Source organism: Pseudoflavonifractor sp. An184, assembly GCF_002160305.1.
GTDB classification, from domain to species: Bacteria; Bacillota; Clostridia; order Oscillospirales; family Oscillospiraceae; genus Lawsonibacter; species Lawsonibacter pullicola.
Window position 1 is genome coordinate 1 of record NZ_NFKI01000002.1, and the last position, 22,925, is coordinate 22,925.

General features: G+C 63.0%; 22 protein-coding genes. 8 read left to right on the plus strand and 14 right to left on the minus strand.

Translation table 11 applies throughout. The features are described 5' to 3' along the window. Nucleotides 1-30: 30 nt before the first annotated feature. A complete protein-coding gene (locus B5F19_RS01010; RefSeq protein ID WP_087286720.1) occupies nt 31-1,620 on the minus strand; it encodes an FAD-dependent protein in 1,590 nt (529 codons plus the stop codon). A gap of 149 nt (nt 1,621-1,769) precedes the next feature. Between B5F19_RS01010 and B5F19_RS01015 the strand changes: the two genes are divergently transcribed. Next, nucleotides 1,770-2,312: a nitroreductase gene (locus B5F19_RS01015; protein ID WP_087286723.1), complete on the plus strand. Its 543-nt coding sequence runs from the start codon at nt 1,770-1,772 to the stop codon at nt 2,310-2,312. A 223-nt stretch (nt 2,313-2,535) separates the two neighbouring features. On the opposite strand, the gene B5F19_RS01020 is transcribed toward B5F19_RS01015, so the two are convergent. From B5F19_RS01020 to B5F19_RS01045, 6 genes are all read right to left on the minus strand, one after another. Further along, the gene (locus tag B5F19_RS01020) at nt 2,536-3,264 is read right to left on the minus strand and encodes a Bax inhibitor-1/YccA family protein (protein WP_087286726.1); all 729 of its coding nucleotides are present in this window, start codon (nt 3,262-3,264) and stop codon (nt 2,536-2,538) included. A 379-nt stretch (nt 3,265-3,643) separates the two neighbouring features. Further along, nucleotides 3,644-4,441, minus strand: a complete 798-nt coding sequence (locus tag B5F19_RS01025) for a ZIP family metal transporter (protein WP_087286729.1) — start codon at nt 4,439-4,441, stop codon at nt 3,644-3,646. Nucleotides 4,442-4,480: 39 nt separating this feature from the next. After that, nucleotides 4,481-4,738, minus strand: coding sequence for a hypothetical protein (locus B5F19_RS01030; RefSeq protein WP_087286732.1), 258 nt, complete (start codon nt 4,736-4,738; stop codon nt 4,481-4,483). A 71-nt stretch (nt 4,739-4,809) separates the two neighbouring features. Further along, complete coding sequence (gene guaB / locus B5F19_RS01035) at nt 4,810-6,285, minus strand: IMP dehydrogenase (RefSeq protein ID WP_087286735.1); 1,476 nt, start codon at nt 6,283-6,285, stop codon at nt 4,810-4,812. 103 nt (nt 6,286-6,388) lie between these two features. Then, a complete protein-coding gene (locus B5F19_RS01040) occupies nt 6,389-7,132 on the minus strand; it encodes an acyl-ACP thioesterase domain-containing protein (protein ID WP_204248280.1) in 744 nt (247 codons plus the stop codon). Continuing rightward, on the minus strand, nt 7,129-7,764 hold the full coding sequence (locus tag B5F19_RS01045; RefSeq protein ID WP_087286738.1) for a hypothetical protein: 636 nt from the start codon (nt 7,762-7,764) through the stop codon (nt 7,129-7,131). The genes B5F19_RS01040 and B5F19_RS01045 overlap by 4 nt, the downstream gene beginning before the upstream one ends. 171 nt (nt 7,765-7,935) lie before the next feature. Between B5F19_RS01045 and B5F19_RS01050 the strand changes: the two genes are divergently transcribed. After that, nucleotides 7,936-9,021, plus strand: a complete 1,086-nt coding sequence (locus B5F19_RS01050) for a hypothetical protein (RefSeq protein ID WP_242972652.1) — start codon at nt 7,936-7,938, stop codon at nt 9,019-9,021. A 231-nt stretch (nt 9,022-9,252) separates the two neighbouring features. Here B5F19_RS01050 and B5F19_RS01055 read toward each other — a convergent pair whose 3' ends face one another. Further along, the gene (locus B5F19_RS01055) at nt 9,253-10,107 is read right to left on the minus strand and encodes a MurR/RpiR family transcriptional regulator (RefSeq protein WP_162612489.1); all 855 of its coding nucleotides are present in this window, start codon (nt 10,105-10,107) and stop codon (nt 9,253-9,255) included. A gap of 361 nt (nt 10,108-10,468) precedes the next feature. On the opposite strand from B5F19_RS01055, the gene B5F19_RS01060 reads away from it, so the two are divergent. Together B5F19_RS01060 and B5F19_RS01065 are read left to right on the plus strand one after the other, a co-directional pair. After that, nucleotides 10,469-11,650, plus strand: coding sequence for a nucleoside recognition domain-containing protein (locus B5F19_RS01060; protein ID WP_087286744.1), 1,182 nt, complete (start codon nt 10,469-10,471; stop codon nt 11,648-11,650). 40 nt (nt 11,651-11,690) lie between these two features. Beyond that, a complete protein-coding gene (locus B5F19_RS01065) occupies nt 11,691-11,903 on the plus strand; it encodes a hypothetical protein (protein ID WP_087286747.1) in 213 nt (70 codons plus the stop codon). A gap of 283 nt (nt 11,904-12,186) precedes the next feature. On the opposite strand, the gene B5F19_RS01070 is transcribed toward B5F19_RS01065, so the two are convergent. Together B5F19_RS01070 and alr are read right to left on the minus strand one after the other, a co-directional pair. Continuing rightward, on the minus strand, nt 12,187-14,028 hold the full coding sequence (locus B5F19_RS01070; protein WP_087286750.1) for an LTA synthase family protein: 1,842 nt from the start codon (nt 14,026-14,028) through the stop codon (nt 12,187-12,189). A gap of 390 nt (nt 14,029-14,418) precedes the next feature. After that, on the minus strand, nt 14,419-15,540 hold the full coding sequence (gene alr, locus B5F19_RS01075; protein WP_087286753.1) for an alanine racemase: 1,122 nt from the start codon (nt 15,538-15,540) through the stop codon (nt 14,419-14,421). Nucleotides 15,541-15,818: 278 nt separating this feature from the next. Between alr and B5F19_RS01080 the strand changes: the two genes are divergently transcribed. From B5F19_RS01080 to B5F19_RS01095, 4 genes are all read left to right on the plus strand, one after another. Continuing rightward, nucleotides 15,819-16,715, plus strand: coding sequence for a transporter substrate-binding domain-containing protein (locus B5F19_RS01080; protein WP_087286756.1), 897 nt, complete (start codon nt 15,819-15,821; stop codon nt 16,713-16,715). Nucleotides 16,716-16,816: 101 nt separating this feature from the next. Beyond that, nucleotides 16,817-17,587 (plus strand): amino acid ABC transporter permease, encoded by a 771-nt coding sequence (locus B5F19_RS01085; protein WP_087286759.1) that lies wholly within the window; start codon nt 16,817-16,819, stop codon nt 17,585-17,587. 1 nt (nt 17,588) lies between these two features. Then, on the plus strand, nt 17,589-18,317 hold the full coding sequence (locus B5F19_RS01090) for an amino acid ABC transporter ATP-binding protein (RefSeq protein ID WP_191436648.1): 729 nt from the start codon (nt 17,589-17,591) through the stop codon (nt 18,315-18,317). A gap of 114 nt (nt 18,318-18,431) precedes the next feature. Beyond that, the gene (locus B5F19_RS01095; protein WP_087286762.1) at nt 18,432-18,698 is read left to right on the plus strand and encodes a YlmC/YmxH family sporulation protein; all 267 of its coding nucleotides are present in this window, start codon (nt 18,432-18,434) and stop codon (nt 18,696-18,698) included. Nucleotides 18,699-19,033: 335 nt separating this feature from the next. Here the strand turns inward: B5F19_RS01095 and B5F19_RS01100 are convergent, their stop codons facing one another. The 4 genes from B5F19_RS01100 to B5F19_RS01115 form a co-directional block, all read right to left on the minus strand. Further along, nucleotides 19,034-20,182, minus strand: a complete 1,149-nt coding sequence (locus B5F19_RS01100) for an iron-containing alcohol dehydrogenase (protein WP_087286765.1) — start codon at nt 20,180-20,182, stop codon at nt 19,034-19,036. Nucleotides 20,183-20,224: 42 nt separating this feature from the next. After that, nucleotides 20,225-21,361, minus strand: a complete 1,137-nt coding sequence (locus B5F19_RS01105) for a flavodoxin (RefSeq protein WP_087286767.1) — start codon at nt 21,359-21,361, stop codon at nt 20,225-20,227. A gap of 71 nt (nt 21,362-21,432) precedes the next feature. Beyond that, nucleotides 21,433-22,284, minus strand: coding sequence for an aldo/keto reductase (locus B5F19_RS01110; protein WP_087286770.1), 852 nt, complete (start codon nt 22,282-22,284; stop codon nt 21,433-21,435). 21 nt (nt 22,285-22,305) lie between these two features. Beyond that, nucleotides 22,306-22,704, minus strand: a complete 399-nt coding sequence (locus tag B5F19_RS01115) for a cupin domain-containing protein (protein ID WP_087286773.1) — start codon at nt 22,702-22,704, stop codon at nt 22,306-22,308. Between the last annotated feature and the right edge of the window lie 221 nt (nt 22,705-22,925).

Sequence of the window (22,925 nt, forward strand, 5' to 3'; positions counted from 1 at the left end):
CCTGCGGCGGGGCCCCGGCGAAGGGGCCGGTCATCCCTTGGCGATGGCCTCGGCCACCCGGATACCATCCACCGCGGCACTAACAATCCCACCGGCATACCCGGCCCCTTCGCCGCAGGGGTAGAGACCCCGGAGGGCGGACTGGAGGGTCTCGTCCCGGAGGATGCGCACCGGTGAGGAGGAGCGGGTCTCCACTCCGGTGAGCACCCCGTCCGGACAGGCAAAGCCCCGGAGCTTCCGGTCCATCAGGGGCAGGGCCCCCCGCAGGGTGTCGGCCACCGCCCGGGGCAGACACCGGTCCAGCTCCGTCCAGGTCACCCCGGGGCGGTAGGTGGGCCGGATGCTCCCCGGCCCCTGGGAGGGCTGTTTCAGGAGGAAGTCCTCCACCCGCTGGGCGGGGGCATAAAAGTTCCCGCCCCCCAGCTGAAAGGCCGCGTGCTCCCACTGCTCCTGGAAGCGCACCCCGGCCAGGGGGTCGGAGCCGAAGGCCGAAAAGTCCTCCGGACCCACCCCCACCAGGAAGCCGCCGTTGATGTTCTTCCCGTCCCGGGCCCGGTAGCTCATGCCGTTGGTCACCACCTGCCCCGGGGCGGAGGCGGCGGCCACCACCTCTCCCCCGGGGCACACGCAGAAGGTGAAGGCGGACCGGCCGGTGGGCAGGTGGCAGGCCAGCTTGTAGTCCGAGGGGGGCAGCTGCTCCCAGGAGGGTCCGTACTGGGCCCGGGAGACGGCGGCCTGGTCCTGCTCAATGCGCACCCCGATGGCGAAGGGCTTCTGCTCCATAGGCACCCCCGCCCCGTGGAGCATGGCAAAGGTGTCCCGGGCGGAGTGTCCCGGGGCCAGCACCAGGGCGTCACAGTCCAGGCGGTACGCCCCCTGGGGGCCCTCCACGCGCACGCCGGTGAGCATCCCCTCCCCGGTCTCCAGGCCGGTGAGCTGATGGCCGAAGCGCACGTCGCACCCCAGGGCGATGAGCTCCTGGCGGATGCGCTTCACCACCTGCCGCAGAATGTCGGTGCCAATGTGGGGCTTGTGGGACCACTTCACGTCCGCCGGGGCCCCCGCCCCCACCAGGGCGTCCATCACCGCCGAGATGCGGGGGTCGTGGGTGCCGGTGGTCAACTTCCCGTCGGAGAAGGTGCCCGCGCCCCCCTCCCCGAACTGTACGTTGGAGGCGGGGTCCAGCGCTCCTCCGGCCCAGAACCCCTCCACCTTGGCGGTGCGGGCGTCCACGTCCTCGCCCCGCTCCAGCACCACGCTGGGGATGCCGTTCCGGGCCAGAAACAGGGCGGCAAACAGCCCCGCCGGCCCCATCCCCACCACCACGGGCATGGTCCCCGAGCGGCGCTTCACCTCCGGGAACACATAGGGCTTGGGGGTTACCAGGGCGATGTTTTTCTTTCCGGTCCGCTCCACCGCCTGCTCCTCCCCGCTTTTCAGGGATACGTCCACGGTGTACACGTAGTGCACGTCCTGCTTCTTCCGGGCGTCGATGGACTGCCGGACCAGGACAAGGTCCTCAATCGCCCCGGGGCGCACCCCAAGGGCCTTGCCCGCCCGCCTGCGTAAAAGCTCCAGATCCCCGCCGATGGGCAGGGGAATATTTTGAATGCGTATCATAATGTAATCACCAGGGGTAAGTGTACCATATCCCCCTCCCCTTGAAAAGGGCGGGGGGCGGAAATTTTTCTCTCCCCTGCCCTTGACAAATGTTTCGCTCCGGTCTACCATAACCCCATCCCAATCATCGTTCCAGGAGGATTTTCTTGATGGACGCACAGACCTGTATTCTCACCCGGCGCAGCGTTCGGAAATTTACCGACGAGCCGGTGAGCCGCGAGCTGCTGGAGAAGGTGGTGGCCCTGGCCGCCTACGCCCCCAGCTGGAAAAACACCCAGATCAGCCGCTATCTGGCCATTGAGGACCCGGCGGTCCAAAACACCATCGCCGAGGAGTACTGTCTGGCCGGAGCCAACAACCCCAACATCATCAAGGGGGCTCCCCTGCTGGTGGCCCAGACCTTTGTAAAAGACCGCTGCGGCTACAACCGGGACGGCACCTTCACCACCGACCGGGAGGACGGCTGGCAGTACTACGACTGCGGCATCGCCGCTCAGACCTTCTGCCTGGCCGCCCACGACCTGGGGCTGGGCACCGTCATCATGGGGGTGTTCGACCGCAAGCGCCTCCAGGCCTACCTGGAGATCCCCCAGGACCAGGAGCTGATGGCCCTCATCGCCGTGGGACACCCGGCGGAGGTGGGCCCCGCCCCCAAGCGCAAGGACGTGGACGTGCTCCTGTCTTGGCGGTGACATGACCGAAAAAAATCCCGGCACCACGCGGTGCCGGGATTTTTCAGCTTGTCAAAAAACCTCTGCTGAGTAGAATGCGCCTCAGTTTTGGCGGGGGAGCTCGAGGGGGCGGCAGCCCGCCTCGAATGGGATCGAATACCCTGAATGCCTTGCTTGGCAAGGCGTTCAGCGAGCGCAGCGAGGACTTTCCCGCCGCTGTGCGGCGGGAAAGTAACGGCATTTTTCAGTTGCGGCTCTTGCCCAGGAAGCGAAGCAGGTACAAAAACAGGTTGATAAAGTCCAGATACAGCTGCAACGCGGAGAAGATGGACGCCTTTTCCATCATATCCGGATAGCCGGCGTAGTAGTGGTAGTACTCCCGGATGCGCTGGGTGTCGTAGGCGGTGTAGCCCAGAAACACCGCGATGCCGATGAGGCACACAATGGTGTCAAAGGCGGTGAGAGCCGGGATGAACAGGCTCACCAGTCCAAACACCACCAGGAAGATCAGGCCGGAGAACAGGATGGGACCGATACCCGCCAGGTTCCGCTTGGTGAAATGTCCATAGGCCGCCAGCACGCCGAAGTACAGGGCAGTGGCCAGGAACACAAGGATGATGCTGTCCAGCCGGTACACATACAGGTAGATGGACAGGGTAAACCCGAACAGGGCGGAGAAGGCCACAAAAATGGACCGGGCCGTCCCCACCGACATCTTCTCAATGCGGGCGGACATGGTATAGGCCATGACCAGGGTGGCAATCAGCACCGCCAGCTGGACAAAGGGCGCGTACACATACACATACAGCGTCAGGTTGGTAATCCATCCCACCACCGCCACGCCAAAGGTAATCATCAGACCCAGCACCATCCACAGGAAGGTCCGGGAGGTATACTCCCCTTCGGTGACCACCCGCCGGTTTGCAGGGTTGGGGGTGTAGTCCCGGTCAAATTCATAGGGATCAAAACTCATTGAAAACACTCCTTTCCAGAGCTTCGAAAGTTCCATTTGCACATCTTTATTATACCCCAGACGGCAAGGAAAGTCAAAGAACTCTTCTGTAAGGAGTTCCACCGCCCGCAGACGGCAGAATATGATGCGATTCCGTCATTCCCGAGGATGCCGCCTGTGGCGGCTTCTCTTGGCCTTCGGTCAACTTATCTTCTGCATCTCGGAAATAAGGCTTTTTCCAAAAATTTTACCAACAATGATTGGTCCTCAAAACTACTCTATGGTTTTCCGGGAGAGGAGATACAGAAAGGACGAGCATCCAGGTTTGCACGGACGCAGACGATCCACAGCTTGCGGTAACGACATCAAGGCAAAGATTCCGTGCAGTTTAACGCAAATGCTACCCCAGGGCCACGTCCAAAATCATCATCAGGGTAAAACCCACGGCGAAGCCGATGGTGCCCAGGTTGGAGTGGTCCCCCTGGCTGGCCTCGGGGATAAGCTCCTCCACCACCACATAGAGCATGGCTCCGGCGGCGAAGGCCAGGAGGTAGGGGAGGGCAGGGGCGATCTGAGAGGCCAGCAGAATGGTAAGCAGGGCGCCCACAGGTTCCACCACTCCGGAGAGCAGACCGTACAGGAAGGCGCGCCCCCGGCTGGCCCCCTCGCTTTTAAGCGGGAGGGAGATGATGGCCCCCTCCGGGAAGTTCTGGATGGCGATGCCAATGGACAGGGCGAAGGCCCCGGTGAGGGTGATCTCGCCTTGTCCGGTGAGCATGCCGGCGAACACCACGCCCACCGCCATCCCCTCGGGGATGTTGTGGAGGGTGACCGCCAGCACCAGCATGGTCAGCCGCTTGAAGCTGCTGTGGGGGCCCTCCGCCTTCTTGCTGCCCAGGTGCAGGTGGGGGACCAGCTGGTCCATCAGCAGCAGAAAGGCCATGCCCAGCAGAAAGCCCACCGCCGCCGGCAGGAAGGCCAGCCGCCCCAGGTGGGCGGACTGGTCCATGGCGGGGATGAGCAGGGACCACACCGCGGCGGCCACCATCACCCCGGAGGCAAAGCCCAAAAGGGCCTTCTGCACCAGGGGATGGATCTGGTGTTTCAGGAAAAAGACGCACCCCGCGCCCAGCGTGGTGCCAAACAGGGGGAGGAGCAGCCCTAAGAGCAGCCCTCCGTCCAAGAGTTGATTCAACATGGGGATTCCTCCATTCCGGCGGCTCCCCCGGAGATAAGATCAGGGGAGCCTGTACTGCTCCAGCCGCAGCCGGAGCTGCTGGTTGACCAGCTTTCGGGCCATCAGCTCCTTAAACTGGACGGTCTTATTCTTCCCCTGAAGACGCAGCTCCTCCAGCTTTTGGGCCAGTTCGGTCTGTTCCCGCTCCAGGTCGGAGAGCAGGTCCTCGCACCGGCCCAGCCGGTCCAGGGCCCGGGAGAGCTCCGCCCCCTCCGCCAGGGCCCAGGTCTCCTCCCGGCGCTGGGTATAGCGCTCCATATCAGATTCCTCCTCTGTGACGGCATCATAAAAAATGGGCCGCGCCGGCAGGCGCGGCCCTGAAACGGTGATCAGTCGGGGCTGATGGTGTAGTTGGGAGCTTCCTTGGTGATATAGATATCGTGGGGGTGGGACTCCCGCAGGCCGGCCGCCGTGATCTGCATGAACTGGGCGTTTTGCTGCAGCTCCTCGATGGTGTGGCAGCCGGTGTAGCCCATACCGGCCCGCAGGCCGCCCATGAGCTGATAGATGGTGTCGCTGGTGGTTCCCTTGTAGGGGACGCGGCCCTCCACGCCCTCGGGGACCAGCTTCTTGTTGTTCTCCTGGAAGTAGCGGTCCTTGGAGCCGTGGTTCATGGCGGCCAGGGAGCCCATGCCGCGGTAGGTCTTGAACTGACGGCCCTGATAGATCTCGGTCTCGCCGGGGGACTCCTCACAGCCGGCCAGCAGAGAGCCGATCATGACCACATTGCCGCCGGCGGCGATGGCCTTCACAATGTCGCCGGAGAACTTCACGCCGCCGTCGGCGATGATGGGCACGCCGTACTCGGCGGCCACCCGGGCGGCGTCATAGATGGCGGTGATCTGGGGCACGCCGATGCCGGCCACCACGCGGGTGGTGCAGATGGAGCCGGGGCCGATGCCCACCTTCACGCAGTCGGCGCCCGCCTCGATGAGGGCGCGGGTGCCCTCGGCGGTGGCCACATTACCGGCGATCAGCTGCACGTCGGGGTAGAGGGCCTTGATGCGCTTGACGGTCTCCAGCACGTTCTGGGTGTGGCCGTGGGCGGAGTCCAGGCCCAGCACGTCCACGCCGGCCTCCACCAGGGCGGCCACCCGGTCCAGCACGTCGGAGGTGGCGCCGATGGCGGCGCCCACCAGCAGGCGGCCCTTCTCGTCACGGGCGGAGTTGGGGTATACCTCGGCCTTCTCAATGTCCTTAATGGTGATGAGGCCCTTCAGGCGGAAGTCCTTGTCCACGATGGGCAGCTTCTCGATCTTGTGCTTGCGGAGGATCTCCTTGGCCTCGGCCAGGGTGGTGCCCTCGGGGGCGGTGACCAGGTTTTCCTTGGTCATCACGTTGTCGATGAGCTGGTTCATGTCGGTCTCGAACTTCATGTCCCGGTTGGTGATGATGCCGATGAGCTTTCCGTTGTCGCAGATGGGCACGCCGGAGATGCGGAACTTGGCCATCAGCTCGTCCGCCTCGGCCAGGGTGTGGCCGGGAGCCAGCCAGAAGGGGTTGGTGATGACCCCGTTCTCGGAGCGCTTCACCATGTCCACCTGCTCGGCCTGCTGGCTGATGGACATATTTTTATGGATGATGCCGATGCCGCCCTCCCGGGCGATGGCGATGGCCATGCGGTACTCGGTGACGGTATCCATGGCAGCGCTGATCAGGGGGATATTCAGCCGGATCTTCTTCGTCAGCTGGGTGTGCAGGTCCACGTCGGCGGGCAACACGTCGCTGGCCGCTGGGATCAGCAGCACATCGTCAAAGGTGAGGCCCTGCTTGACGAACTTCTGGGCGGCGTCCTGATTGACCATAAGCTACAACTCCTTTTCCTTCTCCGCCCCGCGGGAGCCGCGGGGCCTGTCGTCACAAAAATGTGTATTCGATATTTCATTGTACCCCGGGGCACAGGGGTTGTCAAGGAAGCACTTCACCAAAAATCAGGGCCGCCTCAAAGCGGGATTTGCCGCCTTCGTCCATCCCCTGGACGAAGTGGGTACCGTCCTGCTCCTTGGTCCAGAGGAGCAGCTCCTCTCCGGGGCGGCACTCGGCCAGATAGCCGATCTGCATGGAGGACAGGAACCGGTCGGGGCCCAGGCGCTCCATCTCCAGGGCGTCGCAGGCGAAGTCGGCGTACCGGGTGTTGTTCACATGGCCGTTCAGGTCGGTGTCGCTGTAACGCAGCTTCCGCCGCCCGGCCAGCTCCAGGTCCTGAGGCAGGCGGAGCTTGGAGAGCTTCTTGCTTTTGCACAGCTCCCCGCCGCCGGTGCCGTCCAGCTCGTGCACGGTGGCAAGGCGGATGATCTGCCGGGTGTCCATGCTGGCCAGCACCCAGGCGGAGACGCACTCGCCCACCGCCTCCCCGTCCACAAACAGGTCGTAGTCCCGGTACATGGTGGCCCCCTTGTCCTCCCGGTGCCAGGTGCGGATGGTGAGGGGCTCCTCCCACCGCAGGGGGCGGCGGAGCTGATACCACACCCGGGTGAGCATCCAGAAGGCGTGGTAGCCGTCGGTGGTCATGGCCCGGCCGAAGCCCCCGTGCTCGGCGGCCTGGGTGGCCGCCTCCTGGATGTGGCCCAGCAGGGCGGAGGCCTTGCAGTAGCCGTTCCCATCCACGTCCCGGGAGTCGATGGGCAGGGTCATCTCGTAAAAGAGGCTCATTTGGACTCCTTTCCCCGCAGCAGCAGCGTGGTCTTGCAGCAGATGTCGTCCAGATCGTCGGCGGTGGCGGCGGGAATGCGCATCTGGGCCCCGCAGTCCCGGCACTGCAGGTCCACCGAGCTGTAATTCACCTGGAAGGTCCAGTTTTTGGAGCCGCAGGTGCAGGAGATGCCGCCCCGGGCGGCAATGTCCCGGATCTCAGACAAAACCTCCTCCATGATCAGGGGGTCCAGGAAGGGGGGCTTCTCCTCGTCCTCGGTCTGGCCGGAGCCGTCGGGGGACTCCAGCTTGTCAATGGCCCGCTCCAGCCGGGCGGTGGCGGCGTATACCGGGCCCTCCTCGCCCACATAGCAGCAGTCCAGGCCGGAGGCGGCGCAGGAGAAGGCCAGAGCCTTTTCCCACAGAAAGGCGTGGGAGGGGCAGGAGACCAGGTGCTCCCGGCCGCAGGCCACGCAGGGGACGCTTAAGGTGACCCGCTGGGGCATGAACTCCACGGTCAGCTCCGACTTGCCGCAGGGGCACTTGATGTGGGCCGGAGCGGCGGCCAGGGCGAATACGTCCTTCTCCACGATCACCGACTGGCGGCAGCGGGGGCAGATATAGGCAAGAAAGCGCGTCTTCTCATGTGTCATGGGCGTTCCTCCAGTTTCCTTGTGCGCGGTTGGGGCCGGGGCGGCGGGCCGTCCCGGCGCAAGGGATATTATACCGCAGATTTTCGCCGTTGACCAGTGGGTTTTTCGCACCACGGGGCGCTCAGGCGCATAGTCTGGGACAGATTTTGGAACCAATGGAGGGAAGCATCCATGTCTCAGACCTATCAGATCCAATATTTTTTGGGGGCCAACTCGCCCCAGGGCTTTTACTCGCTCTACGACCAGCTGCTGCCCCCGGAGACAGCCAACGCCATTTACATCATCAAGGGCGGTCCGGGCTGCGGCAAGTCCACCCTCATGCGCCAGGTGGCGGCCCAGGCCGCCCAGGCGGGGGAGACGGTGGAGTACATCCTGTGTTCCGGAGACCCGGATTCCCTGGACGGGGTAGTACTGCCCCGGCTGAAGGCGGCCCTGGTGGACGGCACGGCCCCCCACGTCATAGAACCCAAGTATCCCGGCGTGGTGGAGCAGTACGTCAACCTGGGCGTTTGCTATGACCGGGAGGGGCTCCAGGCGGTGCGGGAGGAGCTCCAGGGGTGCATGAGGGGCTACAAGGAGCACTACCAGCGGGCCTACCGCTGCCTGGGGGCGGCCGCCGAGATCCGGGAGGACGTGCGGGACACCCTGATGACGGAGGAGCTGGAGGCGAAGCTGGCCAAGCGGGCCCGGGGCATTTTGAGCCGGGAGCTGAAGCCCAGAAAGACCGGCGAGGCGGGGGCGGTGAAGCAGCGCTTCCTGGGGGCGGTGACCCATAAGGGCGTACTGACCCTCTACGGCACCGCGTCCGCCCAGTGCACCCGGATCTATGAGCTGTCCGACCGGTACGGCCTGGCCCACCCTCTGCTGGCCCGGCTGCTCTCCGGGGCGGTGCTGGGGGGCTATGACGTGGTGGCCTGCCCCGACCCCATGGCACCGGAGCGGCTGGCCCACCTGCTGGTGCCCGAGGCGGGGCTGGCCTTCGTCACCTCCACTCCGGCCCAGCCCTACCCGGGGCGGGCCTGCCGCCGCCTGCGGCTGGAGACTATGGCGGACCAGGACCTGCTCCGCCGATGCCGGCCCCGGCTGCGCTTCGCCCTGAAAGTGTCCGCCGCCCTGGTGGAGGAGGCGGTGGACTCCCTGGCCCAGGCCAAGGCCATGCACGACGAGCTGGAGGGGCTCTACCACCCCTATGTGGACTTCGGTCGGGGCGCGCTGGAGGGGGAGCGGATCGCCGGAGAGATCCTGGTACTGACTTAGGACCAGTTTGTAATGTTGTCATGCTTCGTAGAGGACCTGGGACGAAAAAAACGGAGGTCAGGCATTTCAATGCCAGGCCCCCGTGAGGCTGTGGGAAAAACGGCTTCTTTTGGGCTGCGCCTATGTTGCAAACCTAAGAGCTCTGCCCTTTCGAAAACGAACGCATGCAAGATGGTTTTTTGACATCCATCCCCCCTTCCGGCGGCTTCGCTGTCGGAAGGGGGGATGTTTCTATACATGCCTTCGTGCAATGGCTTCGGCGATGCGCTCCCGGCACTCCACCGCCTGCTCCGGAGCCCGCTGGAACAGCTCGGTGTACAGCAGGTCCAGTACAAACAGCTGAGCCACCCGGGCGGGAACCGACCCGGCCTGGAGGGGTCCCTCGTTGGAGCCGCACTGGAGGACCACATCCGCCTTCAGCCCCCCGGGGGACTTGGGAAAGCGGGTGATCAGGATCACCTTTCCCTTCCGGGCGTGGGCCACCTCCAGGGCGTCCTGGATCTCCCGGGTGGAACCGGAGTAGGAGAAGTACAGGGCCGCGTCCCCCTCCTCCATCAGGGCCAGGGCGGCCATCTGCTGGTGGGAGTCTGGCACCAGGGCAAATTTGGGGGAGATGGAGGACAGCAGGGTCCAGGCCTCCTCCGCCAGCACCATGGAGCTCCCCTGCCCCATACACAGCACCCTCCCCGCCTGGAGCAGCAGGTCGGCCGCCCGCTTCAGGGCCTCCGGGTCCAGCCGCTTCACCGTCTGCTCCAGGGCGGCGGTGCTCTCCTGCATCCGCTCCCGGCACATGGCCTCAAAACCGTCCCGGCCGCCCTCCTCCATTCCCGCCCGGCGGGCGCTGTGGGCGGCCATGGACGCCTTGGCCAGCTCCAGCTTGAAGGTGTTGTAGCCCCCCAGCCCCAGGCGGCGGCAGAACCGGGAGATGGTGGCGTCGGCCACCGCGCACTCCTCCGCCAGTTCGGAGATGGACATGTACTGGGCGTCCATCCGGTGGGCCAGCACATAGTCGGCCACTTTCTTCTCCGAGTTGGTCAGCTGAAAATACTGGCTGCTGATGGTCTCAAAAATATCCTGCGCGCTCATGGTTCCGCGCCTCCTTTCCCAAAAGGCGGCTGTCTCCTTCTTGTTATTCATTATAATCGGTTTTGCAGGGTTCCGCAAGCGGAGGATGCAATTCTTTTCCCGTTTTGGTTTTTTTCCGTCGGAATTTCCCCGGGACAAGCAAGTTTTGCCCTCATTCCGCATATTCTTTTTCCAGTTTGATCTAGGCCTTGTTTGAAGCATGGAAATGTGCCCAACGGCGAGGAATTTTTTCGCCAGACAAGGCGATTTGCCGTGTAAATCCTTTGTGGATTGCAAGGAAAATCAACGCGGTATGGCGGAAAAAGGCCCGCCGTCAGGGCTGATTGACATGCTTTATACAAGGCCTAAAGGAGGGAGCGCTGTGGGGCGGCTGGTGGGAAAGCGGCAATACCGGGAGCTTCTGCTGGCCCTGGGGCTGCTGTGCGCCGCGCTGGCCCTGGTGCTGTGGCCGGGGGAGGCCATGGGGGCCATGAGGGACGGCCTGAAGCTGTGCGGCAATGTGATCGTCCCCTCCCTGTTCCCCTTCTTCGTCCTCTCCTCCCTGGTGGTGGAGCTGGGGATGTCCCGATACCTGGGGCGGCTGTTTCAGCCGGTGATGGCGCCCCTGTTCCGGGTGAACGGGGCCTGCGCCTCCGCCCTGGCCCTGGGCTTTGTGGGGGGCTATCCGGTGGGGGCCCGGACGGCCATCTCCCTCTACCAGAGCGGCCAGTGCTCCAAGACGGAGGCGGAGCGGCTGCTGGCCTTCTGCAACAACTCCGGTCCCGCCTTCATCTTTGGGGTGGTGGGGGCCGGGATCTTCGGCAGCGGGGCCCTGGGGCTGCTCCTCTACCTGGTCCACATGGCCGCCTCCCTGCTGGTGGGGCTGCTGTTCCGCTTCTACCGCCCGGGGGAGGGCCCCCGCAGTGGGCGGCTCCAGGGGGTCCAGTTTCAGACCGCCTCTTTCCCCACCGCCTTCACCCACTCGGTCGCCGGGGCTCTGGCCTCCACCCTGAACATCTGCGCCTTTGTGCTGTTTTTTACCGTTATCATCCGCATGCTCAGCCTCACCGGCGTGCTCACCGGTCTGGCCCGGCTGCTCTCCCTGCTGTTCGGTCCCCTGGGCTTTGACCAGTCCTGGGCCCGGCGGCTGCTCACCGGCGTACTGGAGGTTTCATCAGGGGTGTCCTCCCTCACCGGCGGCTCCCTGTCCGGGCGGCTGTCCATGGCCGCCTTCATGCTGGGGTGGGCGGGTCTGTCCGTCCACTGTCAGGTGCTGGCCTTTCTGGGAGACAGCGGTCTGTCCATGCGCACCTATCTGGTGGGAAAGCTCCTCCACGGGGGACTGTCCGCCGCGCTGCTGGGGCTTCTGGTCCCCCTCCTCCCCCTGGAGGCCCCCGTCTCCGCCTACCTGGCAGAGCAAACGGAGCTCCTGGCCGCTCTGGACTTTCAGCGGGCCCTCACCATCTCCACCGCATCCGCCTGGGGCACCTGGCTGCTGTTGTTTGCCCTGGCCCTCCAGGCGGTGAAAAAAAGCAGTGGAAAAAAGCGGCTCCGGGGAGTATAATAAAAGTTAAGATTTCACATCAGGAAAAGGAGGCCCTTTCATGGCCCTGTTTCAAAAGAACATCGATCCCCGCTGCTCCTACTGCGCCCGCAGCCGCCCCCTGGACGCGGACCAGGTAGTGTGCGACAAGAAAGGCGTCATGTCCGGCGCGTCTCACTGCCGCGCCTTTCGGTATGACCCCCTCAAGCGGGTCCCGCCCCGCCCCGCCAAGGCGGACTTCAGCGGACTCAAAGACGAGGACTTTCAGCTGTAACCAACAAAAACAGCCGCCCAGTTGGGCGGCTGTTCAGCTTGTCAAAAAACTCTGTTGAGATGAATCCCACTCAAATTAGGGTGGGGGAGCTCGAGGGGGCGGCAGCCCGCCTCGAGTGGGATCGAATGCCCTGAATGCCTTGCAGAGCAAGGCGTTCAGCGAGCGCAGCGAGGACTTTTCCGCCGCGCAGCGGTGGGAAAGTATCGGCATTCTTTCAGGCTGTCGAAAAAGTCCAAAGACTTTTCCGACAGCCTGAAAGCCGCCCAGTTGGGCGGCTGTTTTTTTAATCCAGGCAGTACATGGGCCTTGCCTCGTCGAACAGGTCCACCATGCCGCAGTAGTTCAGCGTCTCATAGGTGATGAGCCACTCCTGCTGCTCCTCATCGAGCTCCTCATCGGTGAGGAACTCCCCCTGGGCGGAGATCAGGCCCACCGGGGTGATCACCGGCAGCACCTCATAGAGCTGGGACAGAAAATTCATGTACCCGGTGAGGGGCAGACCGGCCATCTGGGCGGTGAGCACCCCCAGGAAATTGGGGCTGATGACCACGTCCTGCCGCTCCTCTATGTCGTAGTTGGTCCAGATGAAGAAGGGGGTGGCGTACTGCTGCATCACCTCTTCGGTGGTGCGCTCAGACAGCTTTTTGCCATAAAGCTGTTCATAGAAGGCGTTCTTCAGGGGCGGCTGATGGTCGCCGAAAAAGACCACCATGGTGGGCTCCTCACTCTGGCTGTAATGCTCGATCAGATCCCGCAGGGCGTCGTCGCTGGCCCGGATCAGGGACAGGTACTGCTCCGCTGTGGTGTCTGCCGCCTTCTGGACGTCCGGGAGGGTGACGGTTTTCTCCAGGTTGTTCCAGCCCTGGGCGTAGCTGCTGTGGTTCTGCATGGTCACATTGAAGATGAAGGTCTTATCCCCCTGCTTCCCGTCAGTGATCTCATAGAGCTTCTCATAATCCGACTGGTCGGAGATATACCGCCGGATGAGATATGGGTCCTCCACGTCCTCCTGGTACATCTGATGGTCGAAGCGCATGTTGCTGTACACAATGGGCCGGTTCCAGCCGGAGGACTGATAGGGGTGAAAGGCGGTGCTCTCATATCCCTGGCTGCCCGCCAGGGCGGCCAGGGAGGGCATGCCCTCCTCGGTGTAGAGCTGATAGGCCACCGTGTGGGGCGGCTGGAAGATAGTGGCGAAGCCGGTGAGATACTCAAACTCCACGCTGGCCGTCCCGCCGCCGGTGACGGGGGAGTACATCCACCCCTTCACCGTGTTCTCCTCCAGGGAGTGGAGAAAGGGGGTGGGGTCGTCCGAGACCGCCAGGTTTTCAAAGATAGTCATATCCGCAAAGGACTCGTTCATGATGGCGATGATGTTCACCGGCTGGGTGACGGAGCCGTCCCCCTCCACCGCTGGGTACTCCTCCATCAGCTCCAGCACCTTGTCGTGGCTGTAATCCTCCGGCTTGTCCACCGAGCTGTACCGCATGGCCACGGTGAAGTTCAGCAGGAAGCCGTTGGCCTGGGTCACCCACTGCTGGGTGTAGATCCCCAGGGCCGGGAGGGCGCCGGTGCAGAAAAACGCGAAATTGTAGCCCAGGATAAAGAGGATGAGTCCGGCCCCCAGGGGCTTGGGCATCTTGTCCCGCTTTTTCTGGGGGACACAGAAGAACACCATGGCCAGATAGGCCACAAGAAGGATCAGGGCCTGCTGCATCTCCAGGTCGATGGAGAAGTCGAAGGCGTCGGCCACATTGGCCGCCGTCCGCCAGGCGGTCAGGTCGGCGGGAAACAGGATGCGGCCCCGGAACCGGAGCACATAGTGGTTGACCAGTCCCACCAGAAAGCAAACCGCCGCCGCCAGGGCCGCCGCCCGCCTCCGCCGGCCCAGCGCCAGACGGCACACCACGAACCATATGTAGTACCAGATCAGGTTCATCAGCACCTGCCAGGCGTAGAGATCGGAGAACACGTCGTTCTCATTTAGGATCTCCACCATCCAAAAAGAGGCCCAGGGCCCCAGCAAAAATACCAGCCTTGACAGCCACTTGCCCGGCTGCTCCCGAAGATCCGCCGCCAGCCGGGGAAAGGTATCCCGGTACAGCAGGCTCCGCAATCCGCTCAATTTCGTCTCCTCCTATGCTGCAGTCCTCTCTAGCATACCGCTTTTTGTAAAAATTTCAATAGAATTTTCCTTAAATTTTACCATCTGTCTTAATAGACGAACAACGTGCCGGAAGGTTGCACCTTCCGGCACGTTCAGGCTGTCGAAAAAGTCTAAGGACTTTTCCGACAGCCTGTAAAAATGCCGTTACTTTCCCGCCGCTGCGCGGCGGAAAAGTCCTCGCTGCGCTCGCTGAACGCCTTGCCATGCAAGGCATTCAGGGCATTCGATCCCACTCGAGGCGGGCTGCCGCCCCCTCGAGCTCCCCCGCCGACACTCGGGCGGATTCATCTGAACAGAGGTTTTCGACAAGCTGAACGTGCCGGAAGGTTGCACCTTCCGGCACGTTTTTTACCGTTCCTCGTATACCCGGGCCACCCGCCCGCTGAGTAGGGAGGTGAGCCCGCACCCCTCGTCGTCCCCGATGAGGAGGGACACCTCCTGGGCGGAGAGAAAATTTCCCGCCCGGTCGTACCCGTACAGGGTCACCTCGTCGTCCACCCGGCAGTCCAGGCCGGTGACGTCCACAATGGTCTGGTCCATGCAGCAGGCCAGCATGGGGACCCGCCGCCCCCGGATAAGCACCGGGCCATTGGCCCCGACCAGCTCCGGGCTCAGACCGTCCCCGTAGCCCACGGCGATGGTGGCCACCGTCCCGTCCCGCTCCATCCGGACGTGTCCCCCGTATCCCAGGGCATCCCCCGCCTTCAGCTCCCGCAGGTTGGTCACCCAGGTGCGCCAGGAGGCCACCTCCCCGATGGTCCCCAGGGGCTTTGTGGGGTGGTCCATGTACAGCCGCCGGCCGATGCGCACCCCGTCCAGCCGGTACTCCGGGAAATACTCGCTGGCGGCGCTGGCGGAGATGTGCCGGAAGGGGATCTCCATCCCCCCCGCCTCCAACTGGTCCACGCCGGACAGGTAGGTCCTCACCTGCTCCCCGGTCCGCTCCCGGTCCCCCAGGTCGGCAAAGTGGCTGTATGCCCCGGTGACGGTCACCCAGGGGCGGGCGGCCCGCCACTCCTCCAGCAGGGCGGAGAGCTCCGCCCCCGGCGTCAGCCCCACCCGGTGCAGGCCGGTCTCCACCTTCACCTGGACCTTCACCGGCCGTCCCCGCTCCCGGCCCAGCCGGACCAGCTGGGGCAGCACCCCCAGCCGCCACACGGGCAGGGTCAGGTCCAGCTCCGCCGCCGGGGCCAGCAGCCGCTCCGGCACGCCCCCCAGCACCAGGATGTCCTTCTCCACTCCCGCTTCCCGCAGGGCCGCTCCCTCGGACACCTGGGCCACCGCCAGGGTGTGGATCTCGTCAAAGGCGGCCAGCTCCCGGCCGATCCGCTCCAGCCCCAGGCCGTAGGCGTTGCCCTTGAGCACCGGGATGAGCGCCTTCCCCTCCAGCTCACCCAGCAGGGTCCGCACGTTCCGGCGCAGCTGTTCCAAATTGACATGCAAAACTGAATTATGCAAAATTTTATTCATTTTATTCCACTCTCATCCGGGGGCGGCCCGCCCAGCTCCCGCGTGACGCATCCCCATTTTTTCTCCTTCAAAAAACCTTGCAGTGGGGATTATACCCCCTTTCTTTCCCACTTTCAACTGCAAATTCTCCCGTGCTGTCATTTACGCCAAAAAAAATTCCGCAAAACAGGAGAATTCGCATATTTATCTATTGACGATGTATAAATTTTAGGAGTATACTCTTAACAACCTGTTTGGACCGGGCAACCGGTCCAGGCCTGTAAAGGAGATTGAAACGAATGACGAAAAAACTTCTTGCGCTGGGCCTGTCCCTGACCATGGCCCTGAGCTTGGCCGCCTGCGGTGGGGACAGCAGCTCCTCCGCTTCCGGCTCTGCCTCTACCCCTGACAGCTCCTCCCAGACCAATAGCTCCGCCTCCACCGGCGACACCAGTACCGCTGCTGAGGTCACCACCGTAGAGCCCGGCAAGCTGATTCTGGGCACCTCCGCCGACTATCCCCCCTTCGAGTTCCACATCCTTGATGAGAACGGCGAGGACCAGATCGTGGGTCTGGATGTGGCTCTGGGCCGTCAGATCGCCGAGGACCTGGGCCTGGAGTTTGAGGTGGTCCACATGGACTTCGACAACCTGTTCACTCTGATGAACAACGGCCAGTGCGACATGATCATCGCCGCCCTGGAGGATGACGGCGAGCGCAGCCAGAACGCCAACTGCTCTGACGGCTACTACTCCGACCTGCCCCCCAAGATCCTGGTGAAGGCGGGCAACGAGGGCAACTACTCCTCTCTGGAGGACTTTGACGGCATGGTGGTCGGCGCCCAGATGGCCACCACCAAGGCGGACATCGTCACCAATGACATGCCCGGCGCCACCCCCAACTTCATGTCCTCCGTTATCGACCTGGTGAACGCCCTGGTGTATGATCAGGTGGATGCTCTGATCCTGGACGGCGCGGTTGCCGACCAGTACCTGGAATCCAACCCCGATCTGGCCGCTGTTGATATTGATTTGAGCGGCTATGTGGAGCCCTACCGCGTGTGGGTGCCTAAGGATGACCCGGGTAACCTGCTCCCCTCCATCAACGAGACCATCGCCCGCGTGCTGGAGGACGGTACCATGGACAGCTTCATCGCCGAGGCCAACGAGCTCAGCGACCAGGCCCTGGAGGGCTGATCTTCCCCATCTTTTTAAATGACGCGTACCGTGGAAAGCTGGTCTACCCGGCTTTCCACGGTCTCATCTTGTTTCCCTGACAGAAATAAAGGAGTGCCGCCATGTTTGAGAATCTCGCTCAACAGATTGCCACCACGTTTGAACCCTTCATTCATCTGTTTACCGATCCGGGCCCGGCCAGCTTTATCAACTTCCAATTTCTTCCCAAATTCGCCCCCTATTTTGTCGATGGCGTTTTAAACACCTTGGCCCTGTCCGTTGCGGCGGTGCTTCTGGCCGTCATCCCCGCTCTGGTGCTGGCTTTGATGCGGCTGAGCAAAAATAAGCTGATTCATACCATCTCCGGGGCTTATATCGCGGTCTTTCGCTCCACCCCCTTGCTGGTTCAGCTGACCATCATCTACTTTGGCATTTTCTCTTCCATCATTCAGGTGCCCCGCATCACCGTAGGTTTTATCCGTCTGAATATGTTCATCCCCTTCGTGGTGGCTCTGGCTCTGAACAGTTCCGCCTATGTGGCCGAAATCTTCCGGGCCGGCATTCTGGCGGTGGACTCCGGCCAGACTGAGGCCGCCCGCTCCCTGGGACTGTCCCAGTGGCAGGCCATGAAGCTGGTGGTTCTGCCCCAGGCCATCAAGAACGTGCTCCCCGCTCTGGCCAATGAGGTGGTCACCATGGTGAAGGAGTCCTCCATCTGCTCCACCTACGGCATGATGGAGCTCACCTGGGCCGCCCGCAACGTAGCCGGAACCACCACCATCTCGGTGGGCCCCTTCGTCCTGGTAGCGGCCATCTATTTCTGCATCAACTTCCCCGCCAGCAAGGCGATTGAGGCAATCGAAAGGAGGATGCGCCGTGGCGACAAGCGGTAATCTGATCCGTGTGGAGCACGTGGTCAAGTCCTACAACCACGGGGCGGTCATGGCCCTGAACGACTGCTCCCTTACCATTCAAAAGGGCGAGGTGGTGGCCATCATCGGCCCCTCCGGCTCCGGCAAGTCCACCCTGCTCCGGTGTCTGAACCTGCTGGAGGTGCCCACCACGGGACACATCTACTTCAACGACGTGGATATCACCGACAAAAAGGTGGACATCAACCTCCACCGCCGGAAGATGGGCATGGTATTCCAGCACTTCAACCTGTTCCCCCACATGACGGTGCTGAAAAACATCACCCTGGCCCCGGTCCAGCTGAAGCTGAAAACCCAGGCCGAGGCGGAGGCGCAGGCCAAGAAGCTCCTGGAGCGCATTGGCTTGGCGGACAAGGCCGAGGAGTACCCCAACATGCTCTCCGGCGGCCAGAAGCAGCGCATCGCCATTGTCCGGGCCCTGGCCATGGAGCCCGACGTGATGCTCTTTGACGAGCCCACCTCCGCCCTGGACCCTGAGATGGTGGGCGAGGTGCTGGATCTGATGCGTGATCTGGCCCACGAGGGCATGACCATGGCGGTGGTCACCCACGAGATGGGCTTCGCCCGCGAGGTGGCCAGCCGGGTCATCTTCATGGACAGCGGCAAGATCCTGGAGGAGAACTCCCCCAGCGAGCTGTTCGACCACCCCCAGAACCCCCGCACCCAGCTGTTCCTCAGCAAGGTCCTGTAAAATAGGCAAAACCCCGCCCCAGCGCATTTTATCGATGCGCTGGGGCGTTTTTTCGTATAGGACAGCTCCTCCCCCGCATATCCATAAGACAGCCATAGAAAGGGGGCATGCTCCATGGAGACGCGGATCGCGGAGCTGCGCTGGAAAGAGGTAATCGGCCTGCGGGACGGAAGCCGGTTCGGATATGTGGAGGACATGGAGGTGGACCTGGAGAGCGGCCAGGTGCGCTCACTGGTGGTCCCCGGCCGGCGGAGGCTGTTCGGCCTGTTGGGCCGGGAGGAGGACCGGTATATCCCCTGGAGCTCGGTGCGCCGCTTCGGGGAGGACATTATTCTGGTGGAGCAGGAGCCCCAGTCCCGGCCGCCCCGGCGAAGACGCTGAACGCCCGCTCCCCTCCCCCTCTGCCGCCGGAAGCGCCATAAAAACCGCATATTGCAACAAGCGGAGCTGAAAGCCTTGAAATCCAAGGCTTTCAGCTCTCTTCAACTGCTGGGGATTTGGACCGCTTCCGCCCCCCCTGCACTTCCCGCAGAGGCATGTCCATCCTGCCCCAGAAGGGCGCATGGTGCATATTCTCTCACGCCGGGGGTATAGAGATGCGCTTCGTTGCATAAAAAGGCTGGCAGCACTTTGGCTGCCAGCCAGTATTGTTTGAATTATCTCTCCTGTCCTTTTGACGGGACGGTGCACAAAGCCGGTGGATGTGCTCTTTCCCCTTACAGACACTCCTTTAAGATTTCATAAACCTCGTCGTGAGTGAGCTGCCGGGGGCCGTTGGGCAGGAGATTGGTGCTGTCCGCCACCTGCCGCAGCAACTCCGGTGTGACCTCCACCTTGGAGCGGAGCTGAGAGAGTCTGGTGGGCAGGCCACACTCCTGGATGAAGGCGGCCAAAGCATCCACCGCCCCATCAGAGCCGTCCACGTCAAATACAACTTTTCCCAGCTTTGTAAACTTCTCCGGCGCGTCTTTCACGATGTGCCGGTAGTAGGCGGGGTGGAGCACCGCCAGCCCCTGACCGTGGTTGCAGTCGGTGTAGGCCCCCAGCTGATGCTCGATCTGGTGGCACTCGAAGTCGGTGACCCGGCCTACCTTTAAAATGCCGTTCTCCGCCATGGCAGAGGTCCACATGAGATTGCTGCGGGCGGTGTAATCGTTGATGTCCTTCAGTAAAGTGCGCATATTGACCACGGTGCTGTGCATGACGGCCAGGGCCACCTCGTCGGAGACGTTGTCCCGGTCGGAGCGGCCAAAATAGGTCTCCATGGCGTGGCTCAGGGTGTCAAAGGCGCCGGAGAGCACCTGCATCCGGGGCAGGCGCATAGTATACTCCGGGTCCAGAATGGCGAAGCGGGGGGCGGCGGCGAACATGCCGCCCTTGATTTTGGCCTCCTCATTGGTGATGACCGCCCCGCCGTTCATCTCCGCCCCGGTGCCCGAGGCGGTGACCACCGCCCCCAGAGGGATGGGGGGCACGGACGGCGCCTTGTGTTGAACCATCTCCAGATCCCACAGTTCCTCGTCGGTGACTGCCTGAGCGCACACAATCTTACAGCAGTCGATGACGCTGCCGCCGCCCACCGCCAGCACCAGATCGGCCTTACAGTCCCGGGCCAGCTGGGCCCCCTCCTGCACCTTTACCCAGGTGGGGTTGGACATGATGCCGGCAAACTCGGTGACCGTCTTGCCGGCGGCCTTCAATATTTCCAGCAGTTCCTCATAGACCCCGTTTTTCTTGATGGAACCGCCGCCGTAGGCCAGCAGCACATTGGGGCCGCAGGCAGACAGAATGCCGGGCAGGTGGGCCTTGGCCGCCCCTTTTCCAAAACAGACTTTTGTAGGATATTCATAGACAAAGTTTTCCATGATTTAGACTTCCTTTTCTAAAGCTAGCGCTTTCTTTTCCATTCAATTCAGTCCCAGGCTCTCCACCCAGGCAGTTACGTCCTCCTGAGAGGCGCTGGAGCGGAACCGCTGTCCCTCCATCCAGTCGCCGGTGCCGGCCAGCTGGGCCAGCCGCTGCCCGCTCTCCCCAAGGCCGGAACTGGAGGAGGTGCAGAAGGGGATCACCGTCTTGCCGGTGAAGTCATTTTCCGCCACAAAGCCGTCCACCGGCCAGGCGGCGTCATACCACCAGATGGGGTAGCCCACAAAGACCACGTCATAGTCCGCCCAGTTCTCCGGGGTGTAGGCGACCAGCTCCGTATCCCGGGCATCCGGATTTTCGTACTCCTGGACCACCCGGCTGTTTTCGTCGGTCCAGTTCAAATCGTCGTCGGTGTAGGGGTCCGCCGGGGTGATTTCAAACAGGTCGCCTCCGGTGGCCTCCGCGATGGCATTGGCCACCCGCTCCGTGTTGCCGGTGGCGGAGAAGTAGGCCACCAGCACATGGCTCCCCTCCGCCGGGGGCTCCGGGAGCTCGGATGCGCCCATGGTCCGGTAGGCCCGGAGCATCACGGCCACCTCCGCCCGGGTGGCGCTGGCCTGGGGATCGAAGCGGCTGTTCTCCCGGCCGCTGAGGATGCCGCTGCTCTGGGCCCAGTCCACTGCCTGGGCGGCCCAGGAGGCGATGCTCCCCTCATCGGCGAAGGGGGAGCCGGCCTGGGCCTCCGGACTGCCTGCGTCCCGCCAGAGGATGACGGCGATTTGCTCCCGGCTCACCGGGTCGTTGGTACCGAAGAGCCCGCCTCCGTAGCCGCTGATGATCCCCTCCCGGGTGGCCCACAGGACGGCGTCGGCGTACCAGGCGTCCGCCTGGGTGTCGGTGAAGGCGTCGCTACCCGAGACGGTGGGGCTGCCCGCCGCCCGGTACAGGGTCTGGGCCAGCATGACCCGGGTCATGGTGCCGCTGGGGGAAAACTGGGCGTCCGAGGTGCCGCTCATCAGGCCGTTGTCCCGGACGTACTCCACCGCCTGGGCGTACCAGCTCCCGGCGTCCACGTCGGTATAGCCGGTGTCCTCCACCGCGGCCAGGGCGTTAAGATTCAGGCTGGAGATCAGGGCCAGGGACAAAAGCACGGCCCCCATGCGTTTGAGATTGCCCATTGCTTGGTCCTCCTTACGTAACTTTAAATTGATTTTTATGGACTCCGCCCCCGGGGGGACGGGGTTTCCCCTTATACCTTCCGTACCAGGCCGGCCAGCATCTCCACCACGGCGGGGTCCCGGTGGTCAAAGAAGGAGCTGACGCCGGTGTCCAGGGCGGCGATGGCAGCCATGTCCTCCTGGGACAGGGTGAAGTCGAACACATCGAAGTTCTGGGCCATCCGCTCCCGCTTGGTGCTCTTGGGGATGCACACAATACCCCGCTGGAGCTGCCAGCGCAGCACCACCTGGGCCACGCTCTTGTGGTATTTTTCCCCGATGGCGGTCAGGGTTTCGTTGTGGAACAGGTCATTGTGCCCCTCGGCAAAGGGAGCCCAGCTCTGCATCTGGACGCCCTTGGACTTCATGTAGTCCTGGGCCTTGTGCTGCTGGAAGAACACGTTGCACTCCACCTGGTTGACGGCGGGAGGCATCTCGTTGAACGCAATGAGGTCGGCCAGCCGGTCGGGGTAGAAGCTGCACACCCCGATAGCCCGGACGCGGCCCTCCTTGCACAGCTCGGTCATGGCCCGCCAGGCCCCGTAGTAGTCGCCCAAGGGCTGGTGAATCAGGTACAGGTCCAGGTAGTCCAGGCCCAGCCGCTCCATGGAGGCCGCAAATCCCCGCTTGGCCCCCTCATAGCTTGCGTCGGAAATCCACAGCTTGGTGGTGACGAACAGGTCCTCCCGGGCCACGCCGCACTCCCGCACCGCCTTGCCCACCGCCTCCTCATTGCCATAGGAGGCCGCCGTGTCGATGAGGCGGTAGCCCACGTCGATGGCGTCCCGCACCGCCCGCTCACACTCCGCCGGGTCCTTGATCTGATAGGTGCCGAAGCCCAGCTGGGGCATTGTCACCCCATTGTTTAAGGTCACATAGTCCATAAGAATGCCCTCCGCTTCTCGTTACTTCAATTTTTGATAGTCCGCCTCATCCACGGCCTCCAGCCATTCCGCCTGCGAGCCGGGAATGGAGATGGCCACATGGGCGAACCAGCTGTCCGGGGCCGCCCCGTGCCAGTGCTTCACCTCCGGCGGGATGCTCACCACATCGCCGGGGCGCAGCTCCCGGGCGGGCCGACCCCACTCCTGGTAGTAGCCCCGTCCGGCAGTGCACAGGAGGATCTGACCGCCCTTGTGGTGGATGTGCCAGTTGTTCCGGCACCCCGGCTCGAAGGTCACGTTGGAAACGGAGACGCCACCCTCATTGCTCAGAGGATAGAGGTAGCTGGCCCCGCTGAAATACTGGCCCGCCACGGTGTTGGGACCGCCCTGGGGAAAGAGATTCTGAAACCCTTCGCTCATATGTTCCGCCCCCTTAACATACCCGATAGGTCGTAGACGATGCCGGGCAAAAGCTGTACACTTACATCAAGAGGTTAGCAACAACTAATCGAAGAATTGATAAGAAGGTCTTGCATCCATGAAACAAAAATCCGGCGGGATTAAGCGGTTGATGGAGTTCACGGGAAAACACCGTGGGCTGCTCACTGTTTCCCGCATCCTATCCGGCATCAGTTCGGTCT